The 22853-nt window shown below is 46.3% G+C and carries 14 protein-coding genes; 10 read left to right on the forward strand and 4 right to left on the reverse strand.

Translation table 11 applies throughout. From position 1 onward, the window contains the following. Positions 1 to 22: 22 nt before the first annotated feature. Complete coding sequence (locus tag QZZ36_RS10485) at positions 23 to 967, reverse strand: flavodoxin family protein (RefSeq protein ID WP_295081212.1); 945 nt, start codon at positions 965 to 967, stop codon at positions 23 to 25. A gap of 1023 nt (positions 968 to 1990) precedes the next feature. Here QZZ36_RS10485 and QZZ36_RS10490 point away from each other — a divergent pair. From QZZ36_RS10490 to QZZ36_RS10535, 10 genes are all read left to right on the forward strand, one after another. Beyond that, the gene (locus tag QZZ36_RS10490; protein WP_295081214.1) at positions 1991 to 2359 is read left to right on the forward strand and encodes a GntR family transcriptional regulator; all 369 of its coding nucleotides are present in this window, start codon (positions 1991 to 1993) and stop codon (positions 2357 to 2359) included. A gap of 21 nt (positions 2360 to 2380) precedes the next feature. After that, a complete protein-coding gene (locus tag QZZ36_RS10495) occupies positions 2381 to 3268 on the forward strand; it encodes an ABC transporter ATP-binding protein (RefSeq protein WP_295081217.1) in 888 nt (295 codons plus the stop codon). Further along, complete coding sequence (locus QZZ36_RS10500; protein WP_295081220.1) at positions 3258 to 3938, forward strand: hypothetical protein; 681 nt, start codon at positions 3258 to 3260, stop codon at positions 3936 to 3938. The genes QZZ36_RS10495 and QZZ36_RS10500 overlap by 11 nt, the downstream gene beginning before the upstream one ends. An 11-nt stretch (positions 3939 to 3949) precedes the next feature. Beyond that, a complete protein-coding gene (locus QZZ36_RS10505) occupies positions 3950 to 4636 on the forward strand; it encodes a hypothetical protein (RefSeq protein ID WP_295081222.1) in 687 nt (228 codons plus the stop codon). 121 nt (positions 4637 to 4757) lie between these two features. Continuing rightward, positions 4758 to 5057, forward strand: a complete 300-nt coding sequence (locus QZZ36_RS10510) for an ATP-dependent Clp protease adaptor ClpS (RefSeq protein WP_295081224.1) — start codon at positions 4758 to 4760, stop codon at positions 5055 to 5057. A gap of 1 nt (position 5058) precedes the next feature. Continuing rightward, a complete protein-coding gene (locus QZZ36_RS10515) occupies positions 5059 to 7302 on the forward strand; it encodes an AAA family ATPase (protein ID WP_295081226.1) in 2244 nt (747 codons plus the stop codon). A 314-nt stretch (positions 7303 to 7616) separates the two neighbouring features. After that, positions 7617 to 10019 carry a dockerin type I repeat-containing protein gene (locus QZZ36_RS10520; RefSeq protein ID WP_295081227.1) on the forward strand — a complete coding sequence of 801 codons (2403 nt, stop codon included), beginning with the start codon at positions 7617 to 7619 and terminating at the stop codon, positions 10017 to 10019. A 426-nt stretch (positions 10020 to 10445) separates the two neighbouring features. After that, positions 10446 to 13058, forward strand: coding sequence for a glycoside hydrolase family 11 protein (locus QZZ36_RS10525; protein WP_295081228.1), 2613 nt, complete (start codon positions 10446 to 10448; stop codon positions 13056 to 13058). A gap of 302 nt (positions 13059 to 13360) precedes the next feature. After that, a complete protein-coding gene (locus QZZ36_RS10530; protein WP_295081230.1) occupies positions 13361 to 14164 on the forward strand; it encodes a hypothetical protein in 804 nt (267 codons plus the stop codon). 271 nt (positions 14165 to 14435) lie between these two features. Further along, positions 14436 to 17321 carry an immunoglobulin domain-containing protein gene (locus tag QZZ36_RS10535; protein ID WP_295081232.1) on the forward strand — a complete coding sequence of 962 codons (2886 nt, stop codon included), beginning with the start codon at positions 14436 to 14438 and terminating at the stop codon, positions 17319 to 17321. Between the two features lie 67 nt (positions 17322 to 17388). On the opposite strand, the gene QZZ36_RS10540 is transcribed toward QZZ36_RS10535, so the two are convergent. The 3 genes from QZZ36_RS10540 to QZZ36_RS10550 all read right to left on the reverse strand — a co-directional run. Continuing rightward, complete coding sequence (locus tag QZZ36_RS10540) at positions 17389 to 18450, reverse strand: DUF4349 domain-containing protein (RefSeq protein ID WP_295081233.1); 1062 nt, start codon at positions 18448 to 18450, stop codon at positions 17389 to 17391. Between the two features lie 537 nt (positions 18451 to 18987). Then, the gene (locus QZZ36_RS10545; RefSeq protein ID WP_295081235.1) at positions 18988 to 20622 is read right to left on the reverse strand and encodes a DUF5131 family protein; all 1635 of its coding nucleotides are present in this window, start codon (positions 20620 to 20622) and stop codon (positions 18988 to 18990) included. Between the two features lie 1070 nt (positions 20623 to 21692). Beyond that, the coding region (locus QZZ36_RS10550) for an endo-1,4-beta-xylanase (RefSeq protein ID WP_295081236.1) at positions 21693 to 22853 on the reverse strand (1161 nt) is incomplete at its 5' end.

Genomic DNA, 22853 nt, shown 5'->3' on the forward strand with positions numbered 1-22853 from the left:
TTCCCGCGGCTGAGGGCATAACTCAGAGCCCCTTGAACTGTATCTTTGTGTACTTGGGCAGCTTTTCCGCAACTTCCTGACGTTTTTGCTGATCCATGAAGAAACCGCCCTGAACATCGGCTATTTCGTCGCAGTGTACGCCTCGTCCTTCTTCTGTAGTACGGTCGCGTTCGAGACCGTTTTCAGCGATAACGAACTTCCATTTGCCGTCCTCGGTCTTGACGAGGTCGCCGCCGGCGCCGCAGACTGTACATTCTATGGGGTATCTCAGACCGCCCCACTGTGTATCGCCGAGGCACAGGCTGTTGCTGTGGCAGTTCGGACACCAGCCGGTATCGGGGTCTCCCAGCCACTTGCGCTCTTCCGGAGGAGTATTGAGGGCTTTCATTACATTTTCGCCTATTTCTCTTGCGCGGGCGAGCTTTTCTTCAAAGAGGAGCACCTGCGCCGGAGCCGGAACTCCTGTAGCCATATACATATCAACTACCTTGAAGCTGTTAGTAACAGTAGTTATCTGCATACATTCAAGGCTGAGGGACTGCCATGAACGGGTCGAGCCGCCCACCGCGATAAGTGCGCCTACACGGTCATGGGACTGTATAGCGCCTATTTTCTGAAGGAAGGCAGTTTCGTAAGCGAGATTTCTGTGCATGAATTTAAGGAACAGGGAGGAAGGCATAAGGGCATATGTAGGAGCTGAGAAGATAACAGCGTCCTGATCGAGCATGACCTGCATTATCCTGTCCTTGTCGTCCTTGTCTGCAAGGGCACAGCCTGTGTTCTTGCCCATTGACATACCCATGGTACATGAGGTGCAGCCTGTGCAGTCGAGAAGGTTAAAATCCCTGAGATTTATCATGGTCACTTCTGCACCCTGCTCCTGACAGACGAGGAGAGCTTCCTTCAGCAGTATCTCACTGTTGCTGTTTTTGCGGCCTGCGGTGATACCCATAACTTTAAATTTCATAGTAAACTCCTTTTTTGGTGCTGAACGCCGTATTTCAATACGGTGTTCATGGGTGGGGAACGTAAGGTTTAATTCTTGTTTTTGATTATCAGATTAATAAGTGAAAATAAAAAAATGATGAAATTAATATGATCGTGAGCCGGTGCGGAATGAGTTTTCCATAAATAAAAGACCAGGGACAGAGATCATACTGATAATAAAAAGAATCAAAAGAGCATAATTGATCTTTTTATGTTATTATGCATATTGCATTCTCCGTAACAGAAAAGTGCGGTAAAATGAAAAAACAGGGTTTTTTCAGAAAATGCAGGATTCCCCTTCTCCTGAGTGCTTGTTCAAGCGGTCATACAGTCGGTAAAAATGTTTTTTCCTCCTTCTGGAATTTTATGTTGCATTTCCGGCTGTTATACTTATCAGCGTTCCGAAGGGAGCTGAAAGGCATAAAGCCGCGGAAAAACATACTGATGTCTGATTATGTTTTATTTTTTTGAGTATACCAGTGTATATATTGCATGATTTCACCCATTTTTTTAATTATACCCTATTTTATGCGAAAAATCAATCGCTAAATAATACAATTATTTGCATGAAAAATTGTATGTGTTGAAACTTGAAATGTTCAAATTTATATGATAATATTATTCTTATAAGCGTGTAAAGTGATAATTTTTCCGGCGGCAGGCAAAAATGTGAGAAATTGCCTGTATACCGCAGATAACGGCGGATTTCCTCCGCTGCGGCCGGCTGGACCACGAAAACCGGAATTATAATGAAAAATAACGTAATACAGAGCTTTTCTGCTGTATTTTAACGGATCCGCAGGTATGGATAAATACCTGCGGATTTTTTTGCCCTGAAAACGAAAAATAAATGATTTTATTGAATGTGTACATAAAACGCTGGTAAAATTTGTATCATATTTAGCGATTGAAACTATTGACAGATCGGCTTAACTGTTATATACTGTTTATAGAACACATAAACAGTTGAGCTCGGAATGTGTCACCGAAAGGAGGAATCATATTGAAAATCTATCAGAATTCAAGTGAACCCATATATAAACAGATAGCTTCACAGCTCAGGGAGGAGATACTCTCCGGAAGGCTGAAGGCGGGGGATCCGCTGCCGTCTATAAGAGTTCTTGCCCAGAATCTGAAAATAAGCGTTATAACTACGATGAAGGCGTATGATGAGCTTTCGGAGGAGGGGCTTGTAACTGCTTCAAAGGGAAAAGGCTATTTTGTGAATGCCCAGGATAAGAAAATGCTTGAGGAGCAGTTCATGCGACAGCTTGAAGTTGATCTTACAAATGCCATACATTCGGCAAAAATAGCAGGGCTCGGACTTGACGAGGTGTGCGGCATACTCAGAACATTGTGGCTTATAGATTAATAATGGAAAGGTGGATTATAAATGGAAAATGTACTTAAAATAAACAATATCATGAAAAAATACAGCGGTTTTACTCTCGGCGAAATTAATACTGAGATTCCGGCAGGTTTTTCCACAGCTCTCATAGGTGCTAACGGTGCCGGAAAAACTACTCTCATAGACGTTATATGCGGAGTTACAGGCATGGATTCCGGAAATACCGTGTATTTCGGCGGAAAAGAGGGCATTGACAGCTCCGCGGTAAGGAACAGGATAGGCTACTGCTCGTCGGCTAATTTCTTCCCCTTTGACTGGAAGCTGAAAAATATCCGGACTTCTATGGAAACTGCCTTTGACGGCTTCAGCAGGGAGAAATTCGCAGGGCTCTGCAAAAGGTTCAAGCTGGGTGACCCTGATGAAAAAAAGCAGAAAACTCTGTTTAAAATGTCCGACGGAAACCGCATGAGAGCGTACCTTGCGGCTGTTCTTGCAAGAGATACAAAGCTGCTCGTACTGGACGAGCCCGCTTCCTCACTCGACCCCCTCGCCCGTGATATGCTCTGCGATCTGTTCAGAGAGTACATTGCCGACGGCAACGGGGACAGGAGCGTAATTTTCTCGACACATAATATCGCGGATATGGAAAATGCCACGGACTATGCGGTATTTATGGCTGACGGAAAGATAACTGAGCAGGGCTTTGTAGAGGACCTGAAAGAGAAATACGTACTTGTTCACGGTGAAGCCGACAAGGCTGAGGAGGCAAGAAAGCTGATGCTGTCCTTTAACGGCAGCAGCACTAATTTCGAGGGCATCGCCCCTGCGGAGAATACGGTACTGCTGTCAAAGCTCGACACAGCCATAGAAAAGCCTACCTTGCAGCAGCTCAGCGTCGGCATACTGAGAAAGGCGGAGAAAGATGGAGAATAACATTTCGGATATCACTTATGCAAAGGCATACCGTATATACCGCGGCAGGGGCTTTGCGGAAAATGCGGCAAAGTATTCTCTTCTGATGCTGGGACTGTTTTTGATGAGTATGCTTTTGTTAAGCACTATCTCTTATCTGAGCGGAGAGGGCTTTTCCGATTCGGACGCCGCCGATACCTTTGTGCCGGTGTGGGGCGGCATGACAGCGATGCTGCGTATGTTCCAGTACTTTGAGAAAAACTCGCCGGGAGGAAAATTCTTCCGGACGGTAAAGGGCGGCTTCGATACCTTTGTCAGAGCGGATATAATGAACGCAGCCGAGTGTATACTGACAACACTTGTCTTTTTTGCGGCTGCGGCGCTCCTTGAAGCAGCAGGTCTGATAAGGCTGGAATACGGTATAAACAGCTGCATATCCGCGTTTATATTCACAATGCTCTTTGTTGCAGTCTCAATGCTTATAAAGCTTATGGGAAACAGGGTGCTTGCCGGTGTCTGCTTTGGAACGGTTTTCCTGATCATGATCGGTGCAGAGAGTGCAGTTATGAGCCTTACCGGCGGTAAGATAGGCGCTCCGCATATAGCCGTGGCTGCGGCTGCTGCGGTGATCCTGCCGGTCTCACTCAGGGCTGTACATACCAATTACAGGAAGAAATACTGGGATAATTAGGGAGGTTAGCTATGAAGGATTTCGGAAGGGCAGTAAAGATGTATATTATATCATCTTTCAGCATGATATTGCTTGTTTTCGGTCTGGGTACTGCCATAATGGCGCTTTCGGCTATGGCGGCTGACCCGGCGAAAAGAGGCGATAAGGATTATTGGGATATGCTGGGCGTCATGGGGCTGATGCACTGTATGCTGATAGTAATTTTTTTCTTGGGGAACGTAAAAATATCACGCTATAAATTTTTCGGCTCGCTGCCGCAGGCTAAGACGCTCTTTACCTTAGTGCCGGCGGCAGTTATGGGGGCGCTCTGCATAGTAATGGATATATCCGCCTTCACTATAGCAATGGTAAGATGCGGAGCGGACACAGCAGCTGACCTCCTCATCATTGATTCTGCGGATACTGTCATTGCCTGCCTGCTGAATGCGACGATGCAAAAGCAGAAGAACAGGTTCATTACGGTAGCTCTGGGACTTCTTTTCATAATCTTTATAGATCAGGTGCCGGTGCTGAAAAGAATGGAACTGTCAAATTACGGCTTCGGTCTTTCGCTGCCTCAGGCGGCAGCTGCGGCGGCGGCGATATATATCGCAGGCTTCCTGCTGGTATTCCTTGCCATGAAGCTGTGGTGGGAGAAGTCCGGAAGGAACTATAACAATGCAGCCGTTCATCAGAACATTCTGACGCTCGACAGGTAAAAAGCTGTCCCTGCAAGACGCAGGGACAGTTTTTTGTCCGCAGAAAATCACATTTCTTTGACTTTATCCGCAGACTGTGTTATAATAGGTAAAATGATGTATGAGAACGGAGGTGAACGGTATGTCAGTAAAGGGTGCGGCTAAGGAACGTACCAGTAACAGACTCAAAGAGCCAAAACAGTATAATGTGATAATGATAAACGATGATTTCACAACTATGGAATTCGTTGTGGGTGTATTGATAGATGTTTTCCATAAGGACGAGCTGACCGCAAGGGCTATTATGATGAATATCCATAAAAACGGTCAGGCTGTGGTTGGAAAGTACCCCTATGACATTGCTGTCACCAAAACAAGAGTCGCTCTTGAAAGAGCTAAGGAACACGGATTTCCGCTCAGGATCACCGTGGAGGAGGCTTGAAATGGATCTGTCAAAGGAAGCGCTTGATATCCTTTATCAAGCAATGGAATACGCAAAGAAAAGAAATTATGAATTCGTTACCCCTGAGCTTATACTGCTGATGATGCTGAGAGACAGGGTGTTCACAGAAGCGTTTGAGGAGTGCGGCGGCAACGCGGCTATGCTTGAGGACTACCTGAAGGAGTACGCGGAGGAGTATATGGACAAGGCTGAGGTGGAGATGCCGGAGCTCTCCGACGGCGTGAACATGCTCATGAACTATGCCGCGAAAAGCGCCTACAGCAGCGGCTCACAGAAGGTACATCTGAGACATATAATCCACGGTCTGTGGAACCTTGACGACTGCTACGCCATATACTTCATGGAGAAGCAGGGCATAGCAGAGGCTGATCTGCTTCAGGAAATGGCTGAGATAGAGGAGTACGAAAAGGTAAACGAGACCGGCGAGAGCAGGACAGGCGACCCTGAGGAAAGTCAGAGCGGCTGGCGGCTCTATGCACCCTGCCTGAATGATACCCTGAAGGACGCTAATCCCCTTATCGGAAGGGAAGCCGAACTGGACAGGACTATTCAGATACTGTGCAGGAAGGAAAAGAACAATCCCATACATATCGGTGAGCCCGGCGTCGGAAAAACTGCCATAACCTACGGGCTGGTCCGGCTCATAAACAGCGGAAAGGTCCCGGAGCCTCTTGCGGGGGCAAGGGTGTTCGCACTGGACCTCGGCGGTATGCTGGCAGGTACTCAGTACAGGGGAGACTTTGAAAAACGCTTCAAGAAGGTGCTTGCCGAGATATGCAGGGAAGAGAAGCCCATAATCTATATAGATGAGATACATAATCTCTCCGGGGCAGGCGCTGTGGGGGAAGGCTCCTTCGACGCCTCGAATATGCTGAAGCCATACCTTTCTGACGGCCGTATACGCTTTATAGGCGCTACGACTTTCGAGGAGTACAAGAAGTATTTCGAGAAGAACAAGAGCCTTGTGAGACGCTTTCAGAATGTGGAGATAAAAGAGCCTACAGAAGCGGAAACAGTTGAGATACTCGACGGGCTGAAAAGCAAATACGAAGAGTACCACGGCGTAAAGTACGCCAAGGGCGTTCTCAGGTATGCTGTGTGCATGAGCGCGAAGTATATAAACGAAAGATTTCTCCCGGACAAGGCTATCGACCTTGTTGACGAGGCGGGGGCGTATGTAAAGCTGCACCCTGCGAAGGGAAATATAAAAATAGTCGATAAGAACATTATCAATCAGGTGCTGACAACTATTTGCAGAGTGCCGGTCGAGACAGTGGCTGCTGACGACACTTCGGGACTTGCCGAGCTTGAAAACAAGCTTAAAGCTCAGATATTCGGACAGGACGAGGCTGTGGGACAGGTCGTGAACGCTGTGAAGTTCTCGAAAGCCGGTCTTCTCGATGAGAACAAGCCCCTTGCAAGCCTGCTGTTCGTGGGACCTACAGGAGTGGGAAAGACCGAGATAGCAAAGAGACTTGCGGCTGAGCTGGGGGTTAAGCTCATACGCTTTGATATGAGCGAATACGGCGAGAAACACGCTGTCGCTAAGCTTATCGGTTCTCCGGCAGGCTATGTGGGCTATGAGGACGGCGGCCTGCTTACGGAAGCTGTGAGAAAAAGTCCGTCATCGGTACTCCTCCTTGACGAGATAGAAAAGGCTCACGGCGATATATACAATGTGCTGCTGCAGGTCATGGACTATGCGACACTTACCGACAATCAGGGCAGAAAAGCCGATTTCAGGAACGTCATCATAATCATGACTTCAAATGCTGGCGCGAACCGTATAGGAAAAAGCACTATCGGATTCCGGAGCGGAAGCCTCGACAGCGGAGTGATAATGGAGGCTGTAAAGCAGACCTTCCAGCCGGAATTCAGAAACAGGCTCAATAAGATAGTCGTGTTCAACGGAATGGACGACGCAATGGCTGAAAGGGTCGTGGACAAGAAGCTGGGAGAGCTCTCGGCACAGCTTGCCGCGAAGAAGATAGAGCTTACGGCAGACAGCAATGCCAGGGAGCTTGTGAAGGAAAAAGGCATCAGCCGTGAATTCGGCGCAAGAGAGGTCGACCGGGTGATAAGGAATGAGATAAAGCCTCTCTTCGTGGACGAGATTCTTTTCGGCAAGCTCAAAAGGGGCGGAAGTATATTGCTCTCCGCGGAAAATGGTAATTTTATTATCTCACTTAGTAAAAACAAACGCGAAAAACAGAGCAAAAAATGACTTGACTTTTCGATTGTAACAATTTTATAATGTATTTGAGTTAATGTACGATCAGGCAATACTGTAATATAGAAGGGTATATAAATATTTGGGCGGTTTATTGCTGGTATGACGTTCGTAATTGCTTATTATGCCACAGATACGAATTCGGTCAGGACAAAGACAAGCGCCGTAAACGGCGTTACTGACAGAATTTGTATTTGTGGTTACGGGGAGTTATGCAAACGTCCGGCAGTTCCCGACCGCCAAAAAGTTATTTACCCATTTGATATTTTACGGTATTGCCTTTATTTTTTTTCAGGAGGGACGTAATAATGGAGCTGATATGGAAAAAATATGCTGCAGCCATGACCGCGGCTGTATGCCTGCTCATGCCGCTGGCAGATACGCCGCCGGCTGCAGCGGAAAATACCGGAGCGTCCGGCTTCGGTTCAGACGCCGGTATTACAGGCTTCTGGGATATGCAGGATCAGGAGGAGACAGAAGAGGAGATATCCTATCCCACTGATACTCCAGAGCCTTCCGAAGAGGACCTGAAAGCTGACCGTATAACCGGACAGCGCGATGGCATTGTCTATAACATATATAAAAAGAGCGGGGAAAACGGTAGTTTTACCTACGCAAACGGTGATCAGAACGGATTCAGCGCAAGCTGGTCAGGTATGGAAGAGCTGAAGATCGAAAAGGGAAAGCTCTTCAAAAAGCCTGTTTCAGTTTCTGATATGAAAAGCCTTTCTCTGGACTATAAAGCTTCGATAGGCGGTTTTTCCGGCGATCGGCTCGATATCGGCGCAAGGTGTCAGATAGGCTATGACGGCTGCTTTATGTATGTGATCGACCATTTCGGCAGCTTCGTACCTGATGAGGATATGACTGAGCTGCCGGACTGCGAATACTACGGTATCACCTATAAGGTTTACAAGAGGGAGTTCACCGAAAATAAGGAGGGCAGCCTGCTGCTGCATCAGGATTACTATTTCGTATGCCTGAGGGATATCGCTGATATCAGCTCAGGTAATGACCTTGTATCCTCTGTTATGATAAAGGAGCTCGCAGACTCAATAAGCATGGATTACCGTATACCGCCTTTCCTCAGCTTTTGCTTCTATGCTGATACCTACGGGGCTGACGCTGATATCGAGGTAAAGTATATACAGTTCAATAATAAGATGAGCACCGCGATCGAGGGAATGCGGCAGTGGAATACAAATGTGTGGGGAAAAACGGAACAGGATCCCGAAAAGATCACGTGTACGCTTTACCCTGATGAAAACGGATACTATTATTACAACAGCGGCAGCTACATCAGGAATAACGGTGATTTCATCAATCTCGAAAGCGGTACGGTCATAACTGTTGCCGATGATTTCGGAAGCGGAGACAAAAGATCACTGAATGTGAAATGCAGCAGGGATTATTTCAGGTTTGAGCAGCCGGAACGGTTTTCAGCGCTTATCGGCGACGTGGGTGAGCCCTTCGTAAATAAAATGACCGATTCATCGCAGGGTTTCGGCTTCGGACCTCTGTTTTATCCGGATGAGTATTATTATGATTCGGATATATCATATGATATCAGCATTGACGTGTATAACTGCAGCGACGAGGAAGCTGAGTTTTCACTGGAAACAGGTCTGCCCTTCAGCGGATTCGGTTCTTCAGACACGGAGCAGGCGAAAAAAGAGGATTACGAAGGAAACGTGATCTGCAAAAAAACGGTAAAGCCCCATGAGTGGACAACGATCTCAAATCCGTGCTACGCTATGCCTAAGGCTCTGCTCGGAAATCTGCTGCTGTATACGAATGACGAGATCGAATACTATGTTGACAACATTATCGTTAAAGATACTGAAAATACTTCAAAGGTCAGGGGGGATATCAACGGCGACGGAGTTCTCGATTCGCTCGACCTTATACAGTACCGCAGGTCTTTCCTGACAAACGGCAATACACGCAGGCTGCCGCGCCGTGCGGATATCGACGGTGACGGGAATGTCTATCTGAACGATGTTGTGCTGCTGAAAAGGTTCCTGCTCGGCATAGACAGGGAGTTCGGGGAAGAACAGCATATTAAAGCTGACATCACGGAAAGCGGTGAAAAGAATGGCTGCTTCTATGAGAGCTCCGTTAAGGACGGAACGGGAGAGCTCGTTTATGACATCGGCGAAAACGGCACTTTTGACTGCACGGTATACGCTGCGGAACGCGCTTCCTTTGAATGCGGCACCGTGCCTGAGGAGGACATCAGTCTCAGTGAGATAAAGTCGCTTTATCATGTTTACGAGGCTGAGATACTGAGCGACGACGGATACCTTTTCGGAATCCACGGTACATTCGCTGATTCTCCGGACGAGTTCTACATTATCGAGGACAGCGTCCAGGATGACCGCCTTGCCGGAGTCAAGAACTGGCAGGGTAAGTTCAGCGAAGGATATTATTACAGATACTACATTATAAACAAGTTCAGGGATACGCCTGAGGGAAGAGTAAGCTACGACGAGTACTGGTGCGTGATGGACAATTACCGCTCATACACTCAGGGTATCTGCAACCTGAGAGGTCAGATAAATATCCTCAGCCATATCAGAAATCTGGAGGATATCTTCGGTGCCGGACTTATGGGCAGAAAGCTTGGAAGCATAAGCGCGTACGTGAGCGGAAGCCATATGTACAGTCCTTCATTCAAGGTCTCAAGAAATGAACTGTTCATTGAAAAATAAATTTCAGCTATTATTGATGTGATTTATATTAACTGATCGTGAAAAGCCTGCTTTGTTGATTACTGACAATTCAGGCTTTGTTTTTTTGTGCAATTAAACGGTTGACATTGTCATTAAATTACTATCCCGCAAGAAAAAATTGACTTATTTTCACTTATTATTTATTGCGGCGTGCTTGTCATTTATTGCGATTATTTCAAGGTAATGCGTTGTTTTTGCCTATTTTCAGCCTTATACAAAATGTATAAATCCGCAATATCTGGTCAATGAGTATAGCATTGACAAAAAATGGCTTGCAATAATATGGTTAGAATAATATAATAATATTCAGATATATATAACGAGCTCGTTCACGGGGATTACTGAATCACTACTTAATTCATTAACTTTATAAATCCGGCAAGACTATTCAAAGGAGTGATCGAAGTGAAGCTGAAAAAATTCAAGAGAATCATCAGCGGTACAGTTTCCGCAATGATGATCGCAGCAAGCATACCCGCAGTTGCTTCTGCCGCTGACCAGCAGACACGAGGAAACATCGGCGGTTATGACTACGAAATGTGGAACCAGAACGGTCAGGGTCAGGTTTCAATGAATCCCGGCGCAGGCTCTTTTACCTGCTCATGGAGCAATATTGAAAACTTCCTGGCGCGTATGGGAAAGAATTTCGACAGTCAGAAGCAGAACTACAAAGCATTTGGAAATATCGTACTTACCTATGATGTAGAGTACACACCAAGAGGAAATTCGTATATGTGCGTATACGGATGGACGAGAAATCCTCTTATGGAATACTACATCGTTGAAGGCTGGGGCGACTGGCGTCCACCCGGAGACGGTGCAGAGAGAAAAGGCAATGTTACCTTAAACGGAAATTCTTACGAGATCGCAAAAACAATGCGTTACAATCAGCCTTCTCTCGACGGAACAGCAACTTTCCCGCAGTACTGGAGCATTCGTTCAACAAGCGGTTCAGCAAATAATCAGACAAACTACATGAAGGGTACTATAGATGTATCCAAGCACTTTGACGCATGGGCTCAGGCTGGTCTCGATATGTCCGGTACTCTTTATGAAGTATCTCTCAATATCGAGGGCTACAGATCAAACGGTTCCGCTAACGTAAAGAGCGTTACAGTAAGCACAGGCGGTGCTGACAGCGGCAACGCAGGCGGCGGCTTTGATATGGGCGGCGGCAACGACTGGAATCAGGGCGGCAACGACTGGAACCAGGGCGGCTTTGATTTCGGCAACATGGGCGGCAACAACGGCGGCTTCGACTTCAGCCAGTTCGGCGGTCAGGGCAATAATGACTGGAACCAGGGTGGACAGGACTGGAGCCAGGGCGGCTTTGATTTCAGCAACATGGGCGGAAACAACGGAGGCTTCGACTTCAGCCAGTTCGGCGGTCAGGGCAATAATGACTGGAATCAGGGCGGTAATAACGGCGGTTTCGACTGGAATAACGGTCAGCAGAACAATGACTGGAACAGCTGGGGCGGCAATAACGACTGGAATAACTGGAGCAGCAACGACTGGAGCCAGGGCGGTAATAACGGCGGCTTCGACTGGAATAACGGCCAGCAGAACAACGGCTGGGACAACTGGAACAACGGTCAGCAGAACAATAACTGGAACAATAACCAGAATGATAACGGCGCCTGGTATAACTGGGGCGTAAATGACTGGAACAATAATAACGGTCAGCAGCAGAACACCGACTGGAACAACTGGAACCAGGGCGGCAACAACGGCGGCTTCGACTGGAACCAGGGCGGCAACAACGGCGGCTTCGACTGGAACCAGGGCGGCAATAATGGCGGCTTTGACTGGAACCAGGGCGGCAACAACGGCGGCTTTGACTGGAACCAGGGCGGCAACAACGGCGGCTTCGACTGGAGTCAGGGCGGCAACAACGGCGGCTTTGACTGGAGCCAGGGCGGCAACAACGGCGGCTTCGACTGGAGTCAGGGCGGCAATAATGGCGGCTTTGACTGGAGTCAGGGCGGTAACAACGGCGGCTTCGACTGGAGCCAGGGCGGCAACAACGGCGGCTTCGACTGGAGCCAGGGCGGCAATAATGGCGGCTTTGACTTCGGAAATATGGGCGGCGGAAACGACGCAAACATCGACTGGAACGGCATGGCCGGCGGTTTCAATAACGGCGGCGGAAATATCGGTTCAGATCCCGGCAACGGCGGAAACGCTCAGTCAGGTCTCAATGCTAAGATAAGAATGGATATGCCTACTTCGGTTCCCGGCGGCGTTGAAAAGAGCGGTGCCTGCAAGGTCGAAAAGAAAACTTACAACTGTAAATATACAGGCGGACAGAAGAGCTGCAATGTAATTCTTCCTCCCAACTACAGCGCAAGCAAGCAGTACCCCGTAATGTACGTTCTCCACGGCATCGGCGGTGACGAGAACAGCATGGTAAGCGGTATGGGCGTTCAGGAGCTTCTGGCAGGTCTTATCGCCAAGGGCGAGGCAGAGGAAATGATCATCGTTCTCCCAAGCCAGTACACAAGCAAGAACGGCAACGGCGGCGGTGGCTTCGGCATCAATCAGGAGACCTGCGAGGCTTATGACAACTTCCTCTATGATATCTCAGACAGCCTTATTCCTTTCATTGAGTCAAACTACTCAGTAAAGACAGGCAGAGAGAACAGAGCTATCACAGGATTCTCAATGGGCGGACGTGAAGCTATCTACATCGGTCTTATGCGTCCTGACCTCTTCGGTTATGTCGGCGGCGCCTGCCCGGCTCCCGGTATAACTCCCGGCAAGGATATGTTCATGGAGCATCCCGGCTGTATGCAGGAGAGCGAAATGAAGTTCAGGAACATAGGTCCGGAGCCTGCTGTATTTATGATTACAGGCGGCACTAACGACTCAGTCGTAGGTACATTCCCGCAGCAGTACAGCGAGATCCTCACAAGAAACGGCGTTGAGCACGTATATCAGTCCATCCCAGGCGGCGGACACGGTGCGGACTCTGTAAAGCCGCATCTCTATACATTTATGAGATACGCTTTCAAGTAAGACAAACTTTCAGGGTATAATTCTGCTGTTCTGCAATGAACAGTATACGGCAGTTATGAGAGGCTGCCAAAAAAAAAAGAAACATGAATTGAATATACTTGAAAATCAGCTTTTTGCTCCGGCTCAAAGCTGATTTTCTTTTTTCAGGAGCGCGGCTATTGACATTTCGGCGATAATGTTGTATGATATAACCCGTGGGGCTAAAGCCGCCTTTAAATTAATAAAAAGGAATGAATTCAGATGAAGAGCAGCATTATCAAAAGCTCAGCAGCTATAGTTCCGGTAAACAGAGGGATAATGATATGAGGGATATCGCTGTAGCTGTAACTTTATACAACAATGAAAAGGAAATTATCGGATTTGCCGGCAGCCTGCTGAAGCAAAGCATCGCTGACCGTATCCAGCTTCTGGTGACCTGCAATGCCTGCAAGGACCCCGAAAGCTTCAGGAAGGAACTGCTTGAAGTCCTTCCGTCAGCACTCGTATACGAGCCCGGCAGTAATCTGGGATACCTTAACGGCTGTTTATACGGCGTAAGGGAATCCGGACAGGATTATTCATGGGTAATGGTATCCAATACGGACATTGAATTCAAGGAGACGAATTTCTTTGAAAAAATAACCGGGAATGTCCGCGATGATGTATGGTGCGTAAGCCCTGATATAGTATTGTCGGCAACAGGCGTGCATCAGAATCCCTTCCTTGCTGAACGCCCGTCAAAGAAAAAGATCATGATATGGAAAACCGCTTTTTCCAACCGCTTTTTATACAGGCTCTACTTCAAGCTCAGCGACCTGAAGCCCAGAAAGCCTCAGAACGGCGCTATGAAGAGCAGATACGTCTATGCTGTTCACGGAAGCTGTTTCATGTTCAGAAAGGAATGTGTTGAAAAGATACTGCCCGTCTGCAAAAATATCTTTATGTACGGCGAGGAACTACTGGTCGGAGAAATAATACGCCAGAACGGCAAAAAAGCCCTTTTCAACGCCTCGGTCGGCATTATCCATAACGAGAACCAGGTAACCGGCACTATCGGAATGGACCGCAAGCAGAAATGGTTCAAGAACTCGTTCAGATACCTGACAGCAAACTATTTCAATAAATAAAAAGCAACAAGCCCTGCGGCAGTGCCGCAGGGCTTTCGCTATTCCGCCGCCTTTCCCCTGAGAGTGACAATACTCACGTGATAGGTGACAAATCGCCATGATAAAGTGACAGATGACACGTTCCAAAACCTCATGAAGTATGATATCATAATGACAGTGAAGGACACGAAAGACAAAATAAACGAAAAGGAGGTAAATCAGGGGTTGAAAATGTCTGCGGGGCTTTCACAGGAGATATAAAAATACTTATTAAAGATGGAGGTTGTTTATTATGAAAAAGAATTCCAAGAAAATGTTTGCATTATTACTGGGAGCACTGGCTCTGCAAAGCGGACTCACAGCAGTTTCGGCAAGCGCTGAGACAATAACACGTGAAACCGCACTGAAAACAGGTTATTACGAAGATCTGGCTCCTGAACTTTCAGATGACGATACGGACGATCTTTCCTTATTCAGAAAGGGCGGCGACCTTGGCTTAAAGCCGCAGCTCAGCGGCGATCCTATCATGACTCCTCCCGCAACAGCTGAAAAAGGCTACTACGCACTGATAGTTACAGGAAAAAAACTCCAAAAGGGTGACATTGGAGAAATAGTCAGCGGTAAAGAAAAGATCAGGGACGACGAAAGATTCACTACTACAGGCGAAATGATAGCATCGTGGTACAAGAAAATAGACGAAGGTCTCAAAAACGGTCCTGTTCTTTTCTGTACCGGAATCACCGAAAGTGACGCAGAGCTGCTGAACTCGATAATCTGCGGGGACTATGATACCGTTATCATAGATACCAGAAATCCCAACAGATCAATATCCGTAAGCCTTACCAACGACAAGACCGCTTATATACTAAAGTACGGCGAGTCTGTTGAGCTGGGAGTTACCGCAAAAGGCGGCGCAGGCGGCTATACCTACCAGTGGTATAAGGACGGCAGGGCTGTAAGCGGAGCCACTTCTTCAGCATACACCGCTACCGAAGTCGGAAAGTATACCTGCAGAGTAACTGACAAGATAGGTCTCAGAGCCACATCAAAGGCTGTGAATATAGTATCCACACTGTCCTTCACAAAGCTCCCGGAGGATATACATATCGCACAGGGCGGAAGCGGAGAGCTGTCCGTAGAAATATCCGGCGGACTTGCCCCGTATACCTATCAGTGGTATAAGGACGGCGAAGCGATAGCTGATTCAAACTCTGCCACCTGTACTGTTACAGCGGCAGGAAAGTACAACTGCAAGGTAACGGATTCACTCGGTCAGGAGATAACAGGAAGATACGGCACCGTTTACATCGCTGAGAAGCTTGCCCTCTCAACAGATCTCAGCGAAAAGGAGATAATGCCCGCAAGCGGAATCGTACTCCGTGTCGGCGCAAAGGGCGGCTACGGAACATATACCTATCAGTGGTACAGGAACGGCGAGCTCCTTGCCACAACAAAGGGTCCGAGCATAGGCACTTCACTGGAAGGCAGCTATTACTGTATCGTTACCGACGAATCAGGTCAGTCTGTAAAGAGCAGGACCTGCGCTGTGATCGAGAAGATCGTTATTACATCACAGCCTCAGTCCCAGACTGTAGCCAACGGAAAGTCGGCAACGCTCTCCGTTGCGGTCAATGGCGGTAAGGCTCCTTATACCTACCAGTGGTACAAGGCAGGCACAGCCATAAGCGGTGCCACATCAAGGACCTACAACGCCTCTGTTTCAGGTTCTTACTACTGCGTTATCAAGGATAATTCAGGTCAGAGCATTTCCACAAATACAGCTTCTGTAACTATAGCCTCTGCTATAAACATCACATCACAGACTCAGAATTATCCTGTACTCTCATCAAACGGCACAGCTACACTTAGTGTGACAGCAAGCGGCGGATACGGTACTCTTACTTATCAGTGGTACAAGAGCGGAGTTCTTATCAGCGGTGCAACAAAATCAACATATACAGCTACAGCAGAAGGTACATACTACTGCACAGTAAAGGACAGCATCGCTCAGCTCAAGAGCACAAACAATATCATCGTAGTTAAAAAGCTGGCTGTCTCTTCACAGTCAGGCAATGTTACTATCAACAGCGGCAGAAGCACTTCACTTACAGTCACACCAACAGGCGGAAAAGGTCCATACAAGTATCAGTGGTTCAAGAACGGCACAAGTATAAGCGGAGCTACATCATACATATACACTACATCGGAAGCAGGCACTTACCGCTGCAGGATCACGGATCAATCAAATCAGACAGTATATTCCTCAAACGCAACAGTTACGGTACTGAGCTTCCGTATAACATCACAGCCCAAGAGCGGAGTCATCGCTTCTGACAGGGGCTACAAGCTCTCAGTAGGCGTAACAGGCGGAAAGGCTCCTTATAAGTACACATGGAGGAAAGACGGCGGCTATGTAGGCGGTGAGGCTAACCTCACAGTATACGAGTCAGGCAAATACTACTGCACTATCGTTGACGCAGACGGCAAGACCCTCACAAGCGATACAGTTACACTCACAAAGGATTACCTCAGATTTACAAACACATTCCCCACATACGCAAAGCGTGAAGGCAGCTATTATCACCTCAGCGCCAAGGCGGCAGGCGGCTCAGGCAATTATTATTACTACTACTGGCAGAAAATGGCAGCAGGAACTAATGAGTGGGTATACACAGACTGTCACGACGCTGACCTCTATGTATATGCAGGCACATCGAAAGGCGACATCTACAGATGCTGCATTACCTGCGAGCGTTCTTACGAACCCGGATACGCTTACCTCTGGGGACCGAGAATATATATAGCAGATCCTATGAGCCTGAAAACAAGCTCAAGCTTCGGCAGCTCGACAGGTATTCTTACAGTAAATGGTTCTGAAGGCTTCGGTCCCTATACAGTAAAATGGTATAAGAGGACAGCAGAGGATAAGTATAACTACAAGTCCGCAAAGCTCGTATCTTCCTATTCAACAAGTGAAATTTATACTATCTACTATTCTGTACGCAAGAGCAACACAACATCGGGAAAATATACAGAGGAGTACTACGCAGGATATTACAGCGGCTGGAAAACACGCTATGTAGATAACTACGATCTGTACACCTGTGAAATAACAGACGCAACAGGAACAACGGTTAAAACAGCAGAATTCACTGTATGCAGAGGCTACTTCAATTAATATCACATCATAAAGAGGACCCCTTTTTCAAAAGGGGTCCTCTTTATCAATGTATACTGTTTCTCTGTCACTGCTTATCAGCAGGCTTGTCACCGCTGACTGCATTTTCGTTTTTTTCAGTTGCTTCCGAGGTAACGAGCTCATTCATCTGCTCCGCTCTCTTCTGCAGCCTTTTCTTATCACGCTTATTCGACAGTCCGGAGAAGAACCTGATCAGTCTGCGGATGATCAGTATTATGAGTCCCACAAGAAGCAGATAAGGAAGCAGCCTTATCAGGACAAACAGGAGATTTTCAAGGAAATACAGGAAGCTGTCCCATGTTCTTGAAACCGTATTCCTGAACCGCTGACCAAACGTATCGGTGCGCTCAACAACCGGCTTTTCAGTATATTCGCGTACTTCATTCAGAGTGAGATATACATATGAATACGCAACATCATTCTCAATATTGTTCATGCGAGTTTTTATCTTGGCGATCTCTATCTGAATATTTGTAAGCTCGTTTTCAACCTCTATCGCATCCTGTTCACTCTTCAGCTCGGAAAGGATATCAAGGTATCTCTTCTCCTTGGCTTCATATATGCTGAGAGTGGTTTTTAGGTCTGAATATTCTGTGGTCAGATTCTGGACCGACGCATTCTTGCTGCGCATATCCCCTATGGCTTCAGCGTCCCTGCAGAAGCTCTCATAATCGGCGCTGGGTATACGTATCACCGCACTGAGGTTTTTCCATTTCTGTTCATCTGAATACTGCCATTTGCTCGTACTGCCGCCGTCATTGTAGTTTTCGCGTTCAAGGAAGCCGTTATACCGGTTTATAAGGTCGTGTATCCTGTATACAGCATCGTCAAAGTCCAAAACATCTATGCTCATATCACACGAATAAATGAGCATCTGTTTATCTATCGCCTTAACTTCAGACTGCTTGTAGCTTAAAGAGCTCGCCTCTCCGTTTTCATCAGCTTCATAATCTGCTTTTATATAGTCTTCACCGGAATAAGCTTCATCTGAGCTCTTGCTCTGTACGGAAAATGATGCGGTATTATCCTTTGCTGCATTCTTTGGTGAACCGCAGGACGTCAGCATTATAGTTCCTGCCAGAGCAATTGAAAAAAGTGCCTTTTTCATTTGAATTCCTCCTCTTACCGGCTGGTTTATATATATAATATCATTTTTCTTGTAACAAGTCAATGAATTAATCATAACAAATCATTGAATTTCGTTTACAAATAATAAAAATATACTCAATGACCGATGAGCTTTATTCGTTCTACAAAAAAGAAAACCGTCTGCTGACGGCTGTCGCAAGCCTTCATCAGACGGTTTATTATCATTATGAAGCATGAGTAGTATTACTGTTGTATATATTAAAATGATAAATTCTGTATGCTATCATATCTGTTTCGTTTTTTATGTTGAGTTTGTCCATATCCTGTACGGATCAGTGTTTTTCAAATTATCAAAGCTGATACTTAATTTTACAATAGAGCATTCAGCAATCAGTGATACTAAAGAATCATCTGCTATAATACTGCTTTCATATCCGTTAAATCAATATTCTTCAAATGCTTATAGTTAATATCCCATTCACCGTGGTTTGCTCTGATAATCCCTTTCCCACCTATATTTATATCTTTTTGTAATTTTTTGTTATGCTACTCTGCTTTAATTATGTATTGCTATCTTTTCACAGGAAGAGACCGGAAGTGCTTCCAGATATGTTATCCCGTCACGCTTCGCTACGACTTCCTCTGCAAGTACGGAGACCTTAGCCACCGTTATTCCGACCGCCATCTCGACAAGAGATTCAAGAGCCTTCATTGATTCGCCTGTGTAGATTATATCATCTACTATCAGTACCCTCTTGCCCTTTATGCTGTCTATATCATCGGGGTCAAGATAAAACTTCAGCTCATTTCCGGCTGTACCTGCCCCGTCTTTAGTAGCAGTCAGACAACGCTTTGCCGACTTCCGGGCAACTACATAGCTCTTTCCGCTCTGCCTTGACATTTCATAAGAAAGAGGTATTCCCTTCAGCTCCGCGGTAAGTATAACATCAAAGCCGGGCGACTTGTCGAGGAGTCGTTTTGCATTTTCCATCGTTACCTCAACGTCGCTGAACATCACGCTTCCCGCAACGCCTATCCTGTCGCTTTCAGCGCAATTCTCAAGCCTTCTGTTCAGCTCGGCTACTTTAAGGTCATACTTCTCTGACGCCTTGGCTGTCTTCAGAGCGAGGAACCGGCTCCGGAAAGCTTTTGTTTCTTTCATGGGCTCAGGCTCCTGCACCAGAAACTCATATCCGTTTTTCTCTACGATATTCTTTATATCGTATTCCATTTTTATAGGGATACCAAGCTCGGTACACTTATCGATTATGTCCTTTATCCACTCAAATTCAAGCGGCGTGGCGTCTTCGCCTATTTCGCTTCCTATTACCACCCAGCTGTATTCCCTGCCGAACGCATTCACGAATTCGTCAAGGTGAACCGGATCGATATGTTCAAGCACCGGCTGATATACGACACAGGCTGTAATTTTATGATCCTTTGTCTTTTCGATAAGCTCCGGTATACGCTTGGTACAGCTGTTTCGGTCTACGGTGCAGGAGATGACCACATTCCGCAGATCAATGTCCGGAGAAAGGAAACTGATGTCTATTCCGCTCGGACGCTTCGTCACGAGCTGGTAGGTATCAACACAGTTGTTCTTTCGTCGTTTCAGATCGTTCGCCGCTATGATCTGTCTAATGACATTTTCCTGCCATTCAGGTTTCCAGCAGCCGAAATCTGACATATATGTAAGGAACCAGTCTATCGGGTTCTCACTCTCTATATTGAACAGTTCGGGAATATCATTTCCCGCAGCATCTTTCCTGAGCTTGTACGGTCCACGGAAAACGGGCTTCCTGTAGCTGTCCGTGACCTCAAAATGCTCCACCACCTTTTTGCTGAAGCAGTACGGACAGTTTATCGGGCAGCCGATAACCGGACTGTACACCTTCGTGTTCAGGTGAGTATCGTGATTTATATCCTTCAGGACACGCTTCAGAGCGACCTGATGTCCGTCATAGTAGACACGAAGCTTCTGTATCTGGTCAAGGATCACAGAACTCATGTTTTTGTATTCCTCAAGCTCTTCTCTGACAGGATATATCTCTACTCTCATTTTATTATAGTCGTAACCCTTAAAATTGATGTAGAAAATATTCATAAGCCTGTTTACGATCTCAGGCTTTTCGAGCATTGTGATTATGCCCGCCGACGGCGCGTCGGTGTAATAGTCTTCAATTCTCAGCATAAAACATCTTGCCTTTCAGTATTCCTTTTTAATATCCCGCTGTCAGACAGCTTACAGGAAAGCTGACTTAAAAGCGCATTATTCTCTTTTTCCCTGCCGCACCGCCGTCTTCACTGCCGAAGCGTACTTAAACGGTGAACGGCTCTACTCCGGTATATCAGGATCGCCGCCTGATAACAGCAGTAAGAAGGAACTGTTCCCTGTTACCGCTTCCGGACGATCATTCTCATTAACTTTTGCTGATACGATGATGTCAACGAGGATAGATGCAGACTCTGCCCATGAAATCGGATCAAAGTTTTTGCACGAATGAACTGGAATGACTGAATACTAAAACCTGATTGATGCAAGATATAATAATAAAGATGTTTTGTAACAGAAAGTGTTGAAGTCGAGTCAGAAGCTACAGAGGTATAACGCACATCGAGCATATACCCTAAATCTATCCACAGAAAGAAGCATACCTTACCAGATCCTTATTCTCACCTGCAGATGAGCTTATCACAGAAGAACTGGTCCGGCCTTATGCTTCAGAATACCGGTCCTGTCATGATTCCGCCGCTTTATACGTAAATACATTTTATCAGAAGCAGCTTTACCGCAGCAGGACGATAACATATGGCACTTTGATTATTTGAAGCTACCGCCTTACGGCTATTTTACTATATTTAAAGCCCCAATTATAAATATAGCGGTCTTTTACTGTCAAAGAATTAAACATTTTATCAACCCCAAAAATACCATTATATATATTATACCACATTAATTCTTATTTTGCGAGTGTTTTTTGCAAAAAAATTCCATTTTGGCGTATTTTTATTAACATTGTATAGGTTAAACGGCTTATGTACCCTGAAATAAGTATATTAATCACGTTAAAATGCCTGAATGCGGTTAAATGATAATACCTATCCTGTATTTATCGCCTTTTTTTTCGTTGCATTTCAGAAAAAATAAGCCGGGGCAATTTGTCCCGGCTTTCTGTATACAATGTAAATAAAATAAAGCATTATCGTCATTTCAGTAAATTAATAATATTGCTATGCCGAGTCTGAAATCAGTTCCGCTCCTTACTTTGTAAGCGCGATGACCTTTTCATAAGCAGGCTTAGGCTGATAACCATTTGTGAACAGGAGCGGATTCTGTGATGATCTCCAGCTTACGCTGTCCTGTGTTCCCCAGATGGTGACCGCAGGGATCTGTGCGGAATTAGCCATAGCAAGCTTGAATATCTTCTCATAGAGATCTGCCTGTTCAGATGTATTGTTGCAGGTAATATCAAGCTCTGTGATCTGTACTTCAAGTCCTGTGCTGAGGAACTTCTTGAGAGCTGTCTCATAAGTATTCGCATCAGGATAAGATGTATCAAGATGTGACTGCATACCGATACCGTCGATATAGCCAAGCTGCTTGAGCTTCATAGCCATGTTGTAGATATCGTTTGTCTTTGCGGGGATATACTCGTTATAATCGTTGAGGTAAAGCTTGCAGCCTGCGGGAGCATACTGTCTTGCAAACTTGAATGCGTTTATAACGAAGCTGTCATCGCCGTAAACTCTTACCCAGTTGGAGTTGTCCGCGCCTCTCATTCCGCCGCCGTCATTGAGGAAGAGCTCGTTGCAGACGTCGTATGAATATACTTCAAGTCTCGGATACTGCTCCTTGAGAGCTGCGAATGTATTCTTTATCATGCTTTCGAGACGCTGATCCATTATATCCTTTGATACGTATGCGCCGTTCTGTGAGAAGTTCTCACGGAAGAACCAGTCAGGAGTCTGGCTGTACCATACAAATGTATGACCACGGAGCGCGATTCCGTTCTCTTCACAGAACTTCAGAGTCTGAGCTGCTCTGCTGAGGCTGATCTGTGTATTTACATTATTGCCTCTCTGCTGACAAGCTGACTGATCGAGGATACTGTCAGGCTTCAGCTCATTCTCAGGAGTAATAGAGCTGTAATTCTTCTTGAGGAATTCAGCGCCGCTGCCAAGCTCGTGCGGGCTTACAGAAGTACCTATCTTGAAGTAGTTAGCAAACGCATTCTTGAAGCCGTCGCCCTGTGAACTTGTATTATTGTTCTGCTGCTGACCGTTGTTCCAGTTGTTCCAGTCATTATTCTGCTGCTGACCGTTGTTCCAGTTGTTCCAGTCGTTATTCTGCTGCTGACCGTTATTCCAGTTGTTCCAGTCGTTATTCTGCTGCTGACCGTTATTCCAGTTTTTCCAGTCTTT

Source organism: Ruminococcus sp. (assembly GCF_016287535.1).
In the GTDB taxonomy this organism is placed as follows: domain Bacteria; phylum Bacillota; class Clostridia; order Oscillospirales; family Ruminococcaceae; genus Ruminococcus.

Coding starts and splice junctions, on each gene's coding strand:
- QZZ36_RS10485 (WP_295081212.1), bottom strand. CDS start 967: ATGAAATTTAAAGTTATGGGTATCACCGCAGGCCGCAAAAACAGCAAC.
- QZZ36_RS10495 (WP_295081217.1), top strand. CDS start 2,381: ATGGAAAATGTACTTAAAATAAACAATATCATGAAAAAATACAGCGGT.
- QZZ36_RS10500 (WP_295081220.1), top strand. CDS start 3,258: ATGGAGAATAACATTTCGGATATCACTTATGCAAAGGCATACCGTATA.
- QZZ36_RS10505 (WP_295081222.1), top strand. CDS start 3,950: ATGAAGGATTTCGGAAGGGCAGTAAAGATGTATATTATATCATCTTTC.
- QZZ36_RS10510 (WP_295081224.1), top strand. CDS start 4,758: ATGTCAGTAAAGGGTGCGGCTAAGGAACGTACCAGTAACAGACTCAAA.
- QZZ36_RS10515 (WP_295081226.1), top strand. CDS start 5,059: ATGGATCTGTCAAAGGAAGCGCTTGATATCCTTTATCAAGCAATGGAA.
- QZZ36_RS10520 (WP_295081227.1), top strand. CDS start 7,617: ATGGAGCTGATATGGAAAAAATATGCTGCAGCCATGACCGCGGCTGTA.
- QZZ36_RS10530 (WP_295081230.1), top strand. CDS start 13,361: ATGAGGGATATCGCTGTAGCTGTAACTTTATACAACAATGAAAAGGAA.
- QZZ36_RS10535 (WP_295081232.1), top strand. CDS start 14,436: ATGAAAAAGAATTCCAAGAAAATGTTTGCATTATTACTGGGAGCACTG.
- QZZ36_RS10540 (WP_295081233.1), bottom strand. CDS start 18,450: ATGAAAAAGGCACTTTTTTCAATTGCTCTGGCAGGAACTATAATGCTG.
- QZZ36_RS10545 (WP_295081235.1), bottom strand. CDS start 20,622: ATGCTGAGAATTGAAGACTATTACACCGACGCGCCGTCGGCGGGCATA.